This window comes from Streptomyces sp. NPDC006384 (genome assembly GCF_042870695.1).
In the GTDB taxonomy this organism is placed as follows: Bacteria; Actinomycetota; Actinomycetes; order Streptomycetales; family Streptomycetaceae; genus Streptomyces.
Map to the genome: position 1 here is coordinate 53,863 of NZ_JBIAHR010000010.1, position 12,306 is coordinate 66,168.

Below are 12,306 nucleotides of genomic sequence, written 5' to 3' on the forward strand. Positions count from 1 at the left end.
GTGTCGCTGTATCAATTTACCCCCCCCTAAATTCTCTTCTGCTTGGCGCGCCGGGGGGGGGGGGGCCCCCCGCCCCCCCCCCCGCCCCCCCCGCGGCGCCCCCCCCCCCCCCCCCCCCCCCCCCCCCCCCCCGCCCTCCATGACCTCCGCCAGATACGGCGCGGTGGCGCTGCCCGCCGCCCGCGCCACCCGGGCCGGCGGACCCGCGGCGACGATCCGGCCGCCCGCGTCGCCGCCGCCCGGCCCGAGGTCGATCACCCAGTCGGCGCCCGCCACCACCGTCATGTCGTGCTCCACGACGACCACCGTGTGCCCGGCGTCCACCAGCCCGTGCAACTGCCGCATCAGCACCTCGACGTCGGCCGGGTGCAGACCGGTCGTCGGCTCGTCCAGCAGGTACAGGGTGTGGCCGCGCCGCCCCCGCTGCAGCTCGCTCGCCAGCTTGATGCGCTGCGCCTCCCCGCCGGACAGCTCCGTCGCGGGCTGGCCGAGCCGCAGATAGCCGAGCCCGACGTCGAGCAGCGCGCCCAGGCTGCGCGCGGCGGCCGGGGTGTCCGCGAAGAACCCCGCCGCGCCCTCCACCGTCAGGTCCAGCACCTCGGCGATGTTCCGTCCCCGGTACGTCACCTCGAGCGTTCCGGGGTTGTAGCGCGCCCCGCCGCAGTCCGGGCACGGCGCGTAGGTGCTCGGCAGGAACAGCAGCTCCACGCCGACGAACCCCTCGCCCTGGCAGGTCTCGCAGCGCCCGCCCGGCACGTTGAAGGAGAACCGGCCGACGCCGTAGCCCCGCTCGCGTGCCGCGTCGGTGGCCGCGAAGACCTTCCGCACCACGTCGAACAGGCCCGTGTAGGTGGCCAGGTTGGAACGCGGGGTGCGGCCGATCGGCTTCTGGTCGACGGAGACGAGCCGCCCCACGCCCGGCAGCTCCGGCGTGATCCCGCCGATGAGCGTGGACTTCCCGGACCCGGACACGCCGGTCACCGCCGTGAGGACACCGAGGGGGAAGTCGGCGCTCACCCCGCGCAGGTTGTGCCGGGTGACCGGACCGACCGTCAGGACGCCCCGGGGCTCGCGCACCTCGCGGGCCGGGGCGGGGGAGCGGTCGAAGAGGTGGCGGGCCGTCGCCGACTCCGTGACCTCGGCCAGCCCGGCCACCGGCCCGCTGTACAGCACCCGCCCGCCGTGCTCGCCCGCCCGCGGACCGACGTCCACGATCCAGTCGGCGCCGCGCATCACGGCGAGGTGGTGCTCCACCACGAACACCGAGTTGCCCGCCGCCTTCAGCCGCTCCAGCACCGTCAGCAGGGCCTCGGTGTCCGCCGGGTGCAGTCCCGCCGACGGCTCGTCCAGGACGTACACGACGCCGAACAGCCCGGAGCGCAGCTGTGTCGCGAGCCGCAGCCTCTGCAGCTCGCCCGCGGACAGGGTGGGCGCGGGACGGTCGAGGCTCAGATAGCCGAGACCCAGCTCGACGACGGGCGCGATGCGGGCGGTCAGGTCGGCGGTGAGCACCCGGGCCGTCTCGTCACCCGTCGGCAGCAGCGCCGGCAGCTTTGCGAGCGGCAGCGCGGCCAGCTCGGCGATGCTCCGCCCGCCCACGGTCACCGCGAGCGCCTCCGGCCGCAGCCGGCCGCCGCCGCAGACCGGGCAGGGCGCACTGGTGAGGAAGCGTTCCGCCTTCGCCCGCAGCGTCGCGCTCCTCGACTCCGAGAAGGTCTTCATCACATACCGCCGGGCGCTCATGTACGTGCCCTGGTACGGCCGCTGGATGCGTCCGGCCTCCCGCACCGGGTGCACGGTGACCACCGGCTGCTCGTCCGTGAACAGGATCCACTCCCGCTGCCCGGCGGGCAGTTCACGCCAGGGCCGGTCCACGTCGTACCCGAGCGCGTCGAGGACGTCCCGCAGGTTCTTGCCCTGCCAGGCGCCCGGCCACGCGGCGATCGCGCCCTCCCGGATCGACAACGACGGGTCGGGGACGAGCAGTTCCTCGGTCGTCCGGTGCACCCGGCCGAGCCCGTGGCACTCGGGGCACGCCCCGGCCGCCGTGTTGGGCGAGAAGGCGTCCGAGTCGAGCCGCGCCCCGCCCGGCGGGTAGTCACCGGCCCTGGAGAACAGCATCCGCAGGGAGTTGGACAGGTTGGTGACCGTGCCCACCGACGAACGGGACGTCGGCGCCGCCCGGCGCTGCTCGAGCGACACGGCGGGCGGCAGCCCGGTGATCTCGCCGACCTTCGGGGCGCCGGCCTGCTGGATCAGCCGCCGGGCGTAGGGCGCGACCGACTCGAAGTAGCGCCGCTGCGCCTCCGCGTAGATCGTGCCGAAGGCGAGCGAGGACTTGCCGGAGCCGGACACGCCGGTGAACACGGCCACCACGTCCCGGGGGACGTCGACGTCCACGCCCTTGAGGTTGTGCTCACGGGCGTCGCGCACGCGCACGTACGGGTCGTGGGGGGTGTGCATCGCGGGGGACTCTCCGTACGGTCTTCGGGCGGGGCGGCGGGCCGGCGTGGCGGGTGGGGCCGCTGGGGCCGGTGGGGACAAACCCCGCGATTCTACGCCGGGGCCGTGCGCGCCTCCGTGCCGGTGACGCGGGCGAGCCGCCGGTAGGAGTCGAGCAGGGCCGCGCGGTCGTGGGTGCTGGTGGTCACCAGGACCTCCTGGGCGCCCGTCTCCTTCAGCAGCGTCTCCAGCGCGTCGGCGACCTGCTCCTCGGTGCCGGCGATGTGTCCGGTCAGGCCGGACTCGTACAGGCCGCGCTCCTTGGCGGTCATCGTCCGGGCCTCGACCTCCTCGGCCGGCGGCAGCGGCGGGAAGACGCCCCGGGTGCGGGCGTGGGCCATCGACCAGGCCTCCGGGAGGAGGATGCGCCGGGCCGCCTCGGGGGTGCCGGCCACGGCGACGGTGCCCGAGACGACGACGTACGGCTCCCGGCTCCACGCGGAGGGGCGGAAGGCGGCGCGGTAGCGGTCGATGCCGCGCAGCATCCGGTCGCGGTCGCGCAGGTCGCCGATGACCATCGGCAGGCCCGCGCGGGCGGCGACGGCCGCGCCCTCGCCCATCGCCAGCACGAACGGCGGCACCGTCAGCCCCTCCGAGGGGCGGGCGTGGACTCCGGTGGGGGAGGTGCCCCGGAACCAGCCGAGCAGCTCCGCCAGCTGGGCGTCGAAGTCCTCGGCGTCGTCCTTGTCCCGGCCCAGCGCCCTGCGCACGCCGTCGGTGAAGCCCACCGACCGGCCCAGGCCCATGTCGACGCGGCCCGGGAAGAGCGACTCCAGCACGCCGAACTGCTCGGCGACGACCAGCGGGCGGTGGTTGGGCAGCATCACGCCGCCGGTGCCGACCCGGATGCGGCGGGTGGCACCGGCGACGGCGGCGGCCAGCACGGTCGGCGCGGAGCCGGCCACCCCGGGCACGCCGTGGTGCTCCGCCACCCAGAACCGGTGGTAGCCGAGCCGCTCCGCCTCCCGGGCCAGCGCCACGGTGTCGCGCAGCGCCTCGGCACCGGTGTGACCTGCGCGGATGCGGGAGCGGTCGAGAACGGAGAAGCGGGTCGTCGCGATCAATGAGCTCACACGGGGTTCAACGCCTGCGCGCCGCGGGGATTCCCGGGTCCGGCGCCGGGTGACCCGGACGGGCCCGGTGCGCCACGTCCGGCCGGGCGAGCGGGGACCTGGAAGGGCCGTGGAAGGGCCGTGGGAGGGACGCGGGAGGGACGCGGCCGGGCCCCGCGGGAGGGACCGCGGCCGGGCCCAGGGAGGACCGTCCCGCCGCGTCCCGGCCGACGGGCGGTGCCCGCCGCGTTCCCGTCCGGCGGGCTGCTCCTCCCCGCGCCCCGCTCGGTGGGGCTCAGCCGGCCTCCTCCAGGCGGAAGCCGAGCTTCAGGCCGACCTGCCAGTGGGCGACCTCGCCCTCCTCGATCTGGCCGCGCACCTGGGTGACCTCGAACCAGTCCAGGTTCCGCAGGGTCTGCGAGGCACGGCGGATGCCGTTGCGGACGGCCTGGTCGACGCCGTCGGGCGAGGTGCCGACGATCTCGGTGACCCGGTAGGTGTGGTTCGACATGCGGGTGCTCCCTTCCGTGGGGCCGCGGCAGTCCGGTGTGTGTCGCGCGTCACTCCACCGTGCCCCAGGCCGCGCCCCGGCGCGAGGCGTCGGCCTCCGGACCGGGGTGTCCCCGCCGGACACCCCTTGACCTACGCATTGGTCCATACCAAGATTCCAGGCACCCGCACGAGCCCCGCGCTCGTCCCCCCACGTCGGGCCCTCCTTCGGTGTGCGCGCGGCCGACCGGCCGGCCACCGGCAGCTGTTCGATCAGAAGGATCCCTCGTGAGACGTCGCCTCCTCGCCCTCGTCTGTGTCTCGGCCTCCCTGCTCGGCGGCTGCGGCCTGATGCCCTCGGGCGAAGGGGGTGAGCGGCGCGCCGTCACCGTGTGGCTGATGAAGGGCAGCGCCTCGGAGGACTTCCTGAAGCGCTTCACGGAGGAGTTCGAGCGCGACCACCCCGGTATCGTCCTCGACGTCCGCCTCCAGGAGTGGACCGGCATCGGCGACAAGGTGCAGGCCGCGCTGAAGTCCGACGGAGGCGACGGGCAGCCCGACCTGATCGAGGTCGGCAACACCCAGGTCGCGCACTACGCGGAGGGCGGCCGGCTCGAGGACCTCACGCTCGAGTCGATGCGGGACTGGGGGATCCGCGACTGGCTGCCCGGCCTCGCCGAACCGGGAGAGTACATGTCCCAGCAGTTCGGCATCCCCTGGTACGCCGCCAACCGCGTCGTCATCTACCGCAAGGACATGTTCGAGCAGGCCGGCATCACAGAGCCGCCCCGCACCCGCGAGGAGTGGCTCGCCGCCACCGAGAAGCTCGACCGGGGCAGTGACCAGGGCATCTACCTGGCCGGGCAGGACTGGTACACGCTCTCCGGCTTCATCTGGGACGAGGGCGGCGACCTGGCCAAGGAGGACGGCGGCTCCTGGAAGGGCACGCTGGACACCCCGGCCGCCCTGCGCGGCATGGCCTTCTACCGCGAACTGCAGTCCCTCGGCGAGGGCCCCGCCGACGCCGACGAGGAACACCCGCCGCAGGCCGGCGTGTTCGCCAAGGGCCGGGTCGCGCAGATCATCGCGGTGCCGGGGCTCGCTCGGACCATCCTGCGCGAGAATCCCGGCCTCGAGGACAAGCTGGGGTTCTTCCCCGTGCCCGGCAAGAAGGCCGGCGTGCCCGGCGCGGTGTTCACCGGTGGCTCCGACCTCGTCGTCCCGGAGAACACCGACGACCGCGACGGCGCCGTCGCCGTGATCGAGGCCCTCACGGGCGCCAAGTGGAACACCGACCTGGCCCGCACCATGAACTACGTCCCCAACAGGAAGTCGCTGGCCGCGGAGGTCGCCGGCGGGGAAGGCGTCGAGGCGATGGCCGCCGGGGCGGCGCGGGGCAGGGCCACCCCCGGCACGCCCCTGTGGGGCGCCGTCGAGGCGGACAACCCGATCAAGGCGTACATGACCAGGGTTCTCCAGGGCGCCGAGGCGCGGCCGGAGGCGGAGCGCGCCTCCGCGCGCATCACCGAACTCCTGGACCCGTCCACCCGCTGACACCGCGTCGACCGCCGGCGCACCGCCGCCCGCCACCTGCCGCCCGCCGCCTGCCGCCCGCCGCCCGCCACCTGCCGCCCGCCGCCTGCCGCCCGCCGCCTGCCGCCTGCCGCCCGCCGTCTGCCGCCCGCCGCCTGCCGCCTGCCGCCCGCCGTCTGCCGCCCGCTGTGCCGGGCGGCAGGCGCGGTGTCAGCGCACCCGGCTCAGCGACAGGGCGAAACGCCCCTCGCCGTCGGTCCACCAGTGGGTCAGGTCCAGGCCGGCCGCGGACAGTTCCGCCCGCACGCCCTCCCGGCGGAACTTCGCCGACACTTCGGTGCGCAGCTCCTCCCCGGCGGCGAACTCCACGGCCAGGTCGAGCGCCTGGATCTTCACCGTCTGCGCGGTGCGCGCACGCAGCCGCATCTCGATCCACTCCCGCTCCGCGTCCCACACCGCCACGTGGTCGAAGGCCGCGGGCGCGAAGTCGGCGCCCAGCTCGCGGTTGATCACGGCCAGGACGTTCTTGTCGAACGCCGCCGTCACCCCGGCCGCGTCGTCGTACGCCCGCACCAGCACCCGCTCGTCCTTGACCAGGTCGGTGCCCAGCAGCAGCGCGTCGCCGGATGAGAGCAGCGCGCGGACGGACGTGAGGAACGCGGCGCGTTCGGCGGGCAGCAGGTTGCCGATCGTGCCGCCGAGGAACGCCACCAGCCGGGGCCCCGGCGTGTCCGGGAGGGCGAGGCCGTCGGTGAAGTCGGCGAGCAGCGCGTGCACGTGCAGGTCCGGCCGCTCGGCGGCGATCGCCTCCCCGGCCCCGGTGAGCGCGCTCACGCTGACGTCGACCGGCACGTACGCGGCCAGCCCGGTCAGCGCGTCGAGCAGGTGCCGTGTCTTCTCCGAGGAGCCCGAGCCCAGCTCGACCAGGGTGCGGGCACCGGTCGCGGCGGCGATCTCCCCGGCCCGGCCGGCGAGGATCTCGCGCTCCGCCCGGGTGGGGTAGTACTCGGGCAGGGCGGTGATCTCCTCGAACAGCTCGCTGCCCCGGGCGTCGTAGAACCACTTGGGCGGCAGCGACTTGGGCGTGCTCGTCAGGCCCGTCAGCACGTCGGCGCGCAGGGCGGCGTCCGTGGCGTCCTCGGGCAGCGTGCGGGTGAGGCGGAACGGGCTCACGTGCGGGGCTCCTTCGGCGAGGCGGAGGCGGAGGCGGAGAGGGAGGCGGCCGCGGCCGTGGCCGCGGGGGTCGGGGCGGTCTCGCGCAGGGCCCCGTCGCGGGGCCCGAGCGGGGTGAGCAGCACGTCCGTACCGCTCGCGGAGAGCAGGGTGCGGTCGGGGACCTCCCGCCAGTGCGGGTCGTCGTCGTACGGCTCGGAGGCGACGACCGTGCCGCCGCCCGGCCGGGTCAGGTACCACAGGGTGTCGCCCCAGGCGGTGGCGGTGATGGTGCCGCCGTCGGTGAGCAGCAGGTTGAGCCGGGAGGCGGGGGCGGCCGCGGCGACCTCCAGCACCGTGTCGGCCAGCGCCCGGGCCCCCGCGCGCCGTCGCGGCTCCTGCGGGTCACCGGCACGCAGCCGGTGCAGGACCAGCGCCCACACGAGGGCCGAGTCGTTGCGGGCCTCCAGTGACAGGAGCTCCACGGCCGGCAGGGCGGCGGCCGCCCGTGCCAGCGAGCCGGGCCAGCCCGCCACGGCGCCGTTGTGGCTGAACAGCCAGGGCCCCGCGGCGAACGGCGCCGCCGCGGCCTCCGCGTCGGCGCCCGCCAGCGTCGCGTCCCGCACCGCGGCCAGCAGCGCCCCGGAGCGCACCACGCGGGCCAGGTCGGCGAAGGACTGGTCGGCCCAGACCGGCCCGGCCCGCCGGTACCGCGCCGGCACCGGGTCGTCCTCGGCGTACCAGCCGACGCCGAAGCCGTCGGCGTTGACCGTGCCGTACCGCTGGCGCCGGGGCGCCCAGGACTGGCGGTACAGGGAGTGCGGCGGCTCCAGCAGCAGCCGGCCGAGCGGCCGGACGGGACCCGTGTAGGCCAGGTGACGGCACATCAGGCACCCTCCGCGGAGCGGACGGTGCGGAACCCGGCGAAGATCTGGCGCCGGACGGGATAGTCCCAGTTGCGGAAAGTGCCCCGGCAGGCCACCGCGTCCACGGCGAACGAACCGCCGCGCAGCACCTTGTGCTCGGGCCCGAAGAACACCTCCGAGTACTCCCGGTACGGGAACGCCCGGAACCCGGGGTACGGGGTGAAGTCGCTCGACGTCCACTCCCAGACGTCACCGATCAACTGCCGTACCCCGAGCGGCGACTCACCGGCCGGGTAGCTGCCCGCGGGGGCCGGGCGCAGGTGCCGCTGGCCGAGGTTGGCGTGGGCCGGGCCCGGGTCGGCGTCGCCCCACGGGTAACGCAGGGAGCGGTCGCCGGCCGGGTCGTGGCGGGCGGCCTTCTCCCACTCGGCCTCGGTGGGCAGCCGCCGGCCGGCCCAGCGGGCCCACGCGTCGGCCTCGTACCAGCACACGTGCAGCACGGGCTCGTCGGGGGGCACCACCTCGGTGACGCCGAAACGCCGCCGCAGCCACTGCCCGCCGTCCCGGCGCCAGTACAGCGGGGCGGTGAGGGAGTGCCGGCGGACGTGCTCCCAGCCCTCCGGGGCCCACCAGCGCGGGTCGTCGTAGCCGCCGTCGTCGATGAACGCCTGGTACGCGGCGTTCGTCACCGGTGTGGTGTCGATGAAGAACGGGGCCACCTCCCGCCGGTGCGCGGGCCGTTCGTTGTCCAGGGCCCACGGCTCGGTGGAGGTGCCCATCGTGAACGGCCCGCCGGGCACCAGGACCTCGGACGGCCCCGTGAACAGCGGCAGGGGGTCCGGGTCCGGCGCGGTCAGGGCCCGCGGGCCCCTGCGGAGCTGGTGGGTGATCAGCATCGTCTCGTCGTGCTGCTGCTCGTGCTGGGCGATCATCCCGAAGGCGAAGCCCGCCTCCGTCAGCCGCGTCCCGTGGAAGGCGGCGCTCTCCAGCACGTCCAGGGCCCGGCCGCGCACGTCCGCCGCGTACCGGCGGGCCTCGTCCGGCGGCAGCAGCGGCAGCGAGGGGCGCTCGGCGCGGGGGTGCTCGAAGGCGTCGTACAGGCTGTCGATCTCGGGCCGTATCGCCTCCTGCCCGGCGACGGCCCGCAGCAGCCACTGCTCCTCCTGGTTGCCGATGTGCGCCAGGTCCCACACCAGCGGGGACATCAGAGGGGAGTGCTGCGCGGTGAGGTCGGGATCCTCCACGCAGCCGGTCAGCAGCGTGGTGCGGTCACGGGCGGTGACGAGCGCGGTCAGGGCCCGCTCGCGCAGCGCCTCGGGGTCGGCGGCCGGGGGACCGGCGGCTGCGGGACCGGCGGTCGGGGCGGCGGGGCCGGTGGTCCGGCCGCCGGTGGTGTCCGTGGCGGGGTCGGTCATGGGCGGGTCTCCCTCCCGCGCGGGCCGCGGCCCGCGCCGTGGTGCGCGTCCAGCAGGTCGTCGGCGGGACAGCGGCCCCGGGCGACGTAGCGGTCCAGGTGTGCCGCGACGGCGTCCGTCACCCGGCCGGCGGCGCCGAGCCTGGGCAGCGCGGCGAGCGCCGCCGTGAAGCAGTCGACGGCCGCCTCGCGCAGCTCGGGATCGGTCAGGGCGTCCCGTGCCGCGTCCCGGTACAGCGGGTTGTGCGGGGCCCGCCGCCCGAGGGTGCGTTCCGCGAGGGGCTTCACGGCCCGGTAGGCGGTCTCGGAGGCCTCCGGGTCGTCGAACAGCGCCGCCGTCACGGCGAGCGGCACGATCCAGCCGTCGTCCCCGGGCTGCGCGTCGATCATGCGCAGCTCCAGGTGGCCGCGCGGCCGGACCGGCGGGAACAGCGTGGTGAGGTGGTAGTCGAGGTCCTCCCGCGACGGCGGGCTCGGTGCCCGCGTCCACTCCCGGAAGGTCAGCCCCCGCGGCACGTCCCAGGGGCCGCCGTCCCGGCGCCGGCACATCACCGGGGCGTCCAGCGCGTGCCGGGCCCAGGCGCGGCGCGGGTCCGCGTCCAGCGGGGGACCGCCCGCCCGGCCGGTGCCGATCTGCGCCCACCGCAGCTGCCGCGTGGAGCGCCAGCCGGTGGGCCGGCCGCAGGCCAGCGGCGAGTTGGCGAACGCGGCCACCAGGACCGCGCCCAGCTGGTGGGCCAGCCACCAGCGGCGCACATGACCGAGCGGACCCGGCTCCTCGTGCCCCGCGTCCACGCACACCTGTACGGAGGCGGAGGCGCACATCATGTAGCGGCCGGCCGGCCCTTCGCGGTCGAGGCAGGCCTCCATGGCGTCGTAACGGGGCTGCCGCAGATAGCGGCGGGGCGGGCGCCAGGGGTCGTGGCCCAGGCCGGCGAGGGCGAGACCGTCCTCGCCGAGGACCGCGCGGACGGCGTCCAGGTCGGCGGAGACGGCGTCGACACACTCCATGAGGGAGGCGGCGGGCAGCGAACTCAGCTCCAGCTGGCCGCCGGGCTCCACGGTCAGCGCCGAACCCAGGGGCACGGTCCGCAGCGCGGCGTAGACCGCGTCCAGTCTCCCGGGCGGCACGGGGCGTCGCGGCGCCCCCGGCTCGTGGACCAGCCACTCCACCTCGACGCCCAGGCGTGTGGGTGGTCCGGTCTTGAAGCAGATGCCGTGGACCAGCGCCTCGGCCTCGGTCTCGGTGAGGGGGGCGCGCGGCCGCGTACAGCCGCTTACCGCATCGGACATGTCGGGATCCTCCTGAGATGCCACCATGTCGCCGGTCCCGTTATCCGGGGCCGGGTCGGCACACTCGTCCCAGCCAAGACCCTCGTGCCGCTCCGCACAAGGGCACATACCGGGGCCTTCCGGCCCGGTGACCTCCGTGTTCCGGACGTTTCCGGGGGCTTTCCCCGTCGTTTCCCGGCCCGGGACACACCGTTGCGCCGCCTCACCAGCATCGCCCAGGACTCCCGAACGGGCACGGCGGAGAGGTCGTCCACGGAGGCCGGGCGGCTCCTGCTCCCCCCCTGCCGGGACGAGAGACGGTGCGGACGAGCGCGCCGGGGTACCGGATACCCGGCGGAGACGGAACGCCGCAGTAGCCTCGCGAAACCCGCGAAACTCACGAGTGGAGGAGTTCCCATGTCCAAGCCCCCGCTGCCGCCCGAGGCGGTCGACCTGCTGCGCCGCCCCAACCCGTGCGTGATGGCCACCCTCCGCGCGGACGGCGGCCCCGTCTCCACGCCCACCTGGTACGTGTGGGAGGACGACGGCCGCGTCCTGATCAGCCTCGACGAGGGCCGCGTACGCCTCAAGCACCTGCGCCGCGACCCGCGCGTGACCCTCACCGTCCTCGACGGCGACGACTGGTACACGCACGTCACCCTCATCGGCCGCGTCACCGCGATGCGCGACGACGAGGGCCTGGCCGACATCGACCGGATCTCCACGCACTACACGGGCAGCCCCTACCCGGAGCGGGCCCGCGCCCGGGTGAGCGCGTGGATCGAGATCGAGCGCTGGCACGGCTGGGGCTCGCTGAAGGACAGCGACCAGGCCTCGGTCTGAGGACCGTCCCCGGCCGGTCCCGTGCCGGCCGGGACCGGCCGGGGACGGCCCGCGACGGCCGCCGCGCCGCAGGGGCCGCGGCCGGCTCGCCGGGCTCGCGCCGTACGCGCGCCGTACGTGCGCCGTACGCGGACCGGCGTGGACCGGAGAGGGCCGGTGCGGTCTGGGGAGGGCCGTGCGGGGCAAGCCCGAGCGGGCCGGGCACGCGTTTTTCGGGCCATATTCATTTCGACGGTTTTCGGTCCGTGAGGCCCGGGACGGAGGCGTCCCTTCCGCAGCCCTCTCCGTACCCACCCCCGCTTTCGGAGCGTAACGACCCGTCGCTGTAGGTGAGTTGGGCGCGTCCGCCGTGGGCTGCCCGCGCCCGCCCCCTGTGCCGGGGGCGTGATCCGGCCTGCCGGCCCGCCCGGGCCGCGGCGTCCGAGGCCGCCGAGAACGGCGTGTTGGCGTCGTTGCCCCCCGGGTGCTCCGTCCTGCGTGCTTCTTCGGCGGGACACCGGGGCAGACGGCTGGGGAAACTGGGGGACGAGCCCGGCGGCCCGCGAGGGCGGCCGGGAGACCTTGGGGGTCGTACATGGTCCGTGTTCTCGTGGTGCACGACGCGCTGCTGCTGCGTTCGGCACTGGCACACCTGCTCCTGTCCGCCGACGGATTCGAGGTCTCCGCCACGTCCTCCCGGGGGGAGACGTCCGGCGAGGACGGCTTGCCCGTGGACGTGTGCGTCGTGGACGGGGAGTGTCTGGGCGGGACCGAGGAGCTCCGCCGCGCGCCCCACTGGAGCCGGTGCGGGGCCCGGCTGGTCGTCCTCGCGGCCCCGGAACGGCCGGGCGTGCTGCGCAGGGCGTTCGACGCGGGAGCGCTCGGTTTCGTCGCCAAGGACGCCCCGTCCCACTGTCTGATCAGCGCCGTGCACACCGTGGCCAAAGGCGAGCGTTTCCTCGACGAGAGGCTCGCCGTCCCTCTCCTCAAGGCCTCCCGGACGCCGCTGACGGCCCGTGAGCTCGCGGTGGTGGCGCAGGCCGCGCAGGGCGCCTCCGTCGCCGAGATCGCCGGAGCCCTGCACCTGTCGCGGGGGACCGTCCGCAACTACATGGCCAGTGCGATACGGAAGGTCGGCGCGCGCAACCGGGTGGACGCCATACGCATAGTCCAGAGCGCCGGCTGGATGTGAGACGTCGGGGCA

Annotated in this window: 9 protein-coding genes and 1 pseudogene; 3 read left to right on the forward strand and 7 right to left on the reverse strand. The window is 75.4% G+C overall.

Features of this window, described 5'->3' with window-relative positions:
* The 3 genes from ACFYOJ_RS15665 to ACFYOJ_RS15675 form a co-directional block, all read right to left on the reverse strand.
* Window positions 1-2,463 (reverse strand): ATP-binding cassette domain-containing protein (locus ACFYOJ_RS15665; protein ID WP_388597037.1); only part of this gene is annotated, 2,463 nt, incomplete at its 3' end.
* A 92-nt stretch (window positions 2,464-2,555) separates the two neighbouring features.
* Window positions 2,556-3,575, reverse strand: coding sequence for an LLM class flavin-dependent oxidoreductase (locus ACFYOJ_RS15670; RefSeq protein WP_356556753.1), 1,020 nt, complete (start codon window positions 3,573-3,575; stop codon window positions 2,556-2,558).
* Window positions 3,576-3,849: 274 nt separating this feature from the next.
* Entirely contained in the window at window positions 3,850-4,065 is a 216-nt protein-coding gene (locus tag ACFYOJ_RS15675) for a dodecin (protein WP_356556754.1), read from the reverse strand.
* Between the two features lie 266 nt (window positions 4,066-4,331).
* On the opposite strand from ACFYOJ_RS15675, the gene ACFYOJ_RS15680 reads away from it, so the two are divergent.
* The gene (locus tag ACFYOJ_RS15680) at window positions 4,332-5,597 is read left to right on the forward strand and encodes an extracellular solute-binding protein (RefSeq protein ID WP_356556755.1); all 1,266 of its coding nucleotides are present in this window, start codon (window positions 4,332-4,334) and stop codon (window positions 5,595-5,597) included.
* A 189-nt stretch (window positions 5,598-5,786) separates the two neighbouring features.
* Here the strand turns inward: ACFYOJ_RS15680 and egtD are convergent, their stop codons facing one another.
* The 4 genes and pseudogenes from egtD to egtA all read right to left on the reverse strand — a co-directional run bounded on the left by egtD (window position 5,787) and on the right by egtA (window position 10,301).
* Complete coding sequence (gene egtD / locus ACFYOJ_RS15685; RefSeq protein ID WP_388597137.1) at window positions 5,787-7,004, reverse strand: L-histidine N(alpha)-methyltransferase; 1,218 nt, start codon at window positions 7,002-7,004, stop codon at window positions 5,787-5,789.
* Window positions 6,917-7,615, reverse strand: a pseudogene (egtC, locus tag ACFYOJ_RS15690) (ergothioneine biosynthesis protein EgtC); the annotation flags it as partial. The gene egtD and the pseudogene egtC, both read right to left, overlap by 88 nt.
* A complete protein-coding gene (gene egtB / locus ACFYOJ_RS15695; protein ID WP_356556758.1) occupies window positions 7,615-9,009 on the reverse strand; it encodes an ergothioneine biosynthesis protein EgtB in 1,395 nt (464 codons plus the stop codon). The gene egtB and the pseudogene egtC, both read right to left, overlap by 1 nt.
* Window positions 9,006-10,301, reverse strand: coding sequence for an ergothioneine biosynthesis glutamate--cysteine ligase EgtA (gene egtA / locus ACFYOJ_RS15700; RefSeq protein ID WP_356556759.1), 1,296 nt, complete (start codon window positions 10,299-10,301; stop codon window positions 9,006-9,008). Before egtA ends, egtB begins: the two co-directional genes overlap by 4 nt.
* Before the next feature lie 396 nt (window positions 10,302-10,697).
* Between egtA and ACFYOJ_RS15705 the strand changes: the two genes are divergently transcribed.
* A complete protein-coding gene (locus tag ACFYOJ_RS15705) occupies window positions 10,698-11,123 on the forward strand; it encodes a PPOX class F420-dependent oxidoreductase (RefSeq protein ID WP_356556760.1) in 426 nt (141 codons plus the stop codon).
* 574 nt (window positions 11,124-11,697) lie between these two features.
* Window positions 11,698-12,294 (forward strand): response regulator transcription factor, encoded by a 597-nt coding sequence (locus ACFYOJ_RS15710; RefSeq protein ID WP_356556761.1) that lies wholly within the window; start codon window positions 11,698-11,700, stop codon window positions 12,292-12,294.
* Window positions 12,295-12,306: the final 12 nt, after the last annotated feature.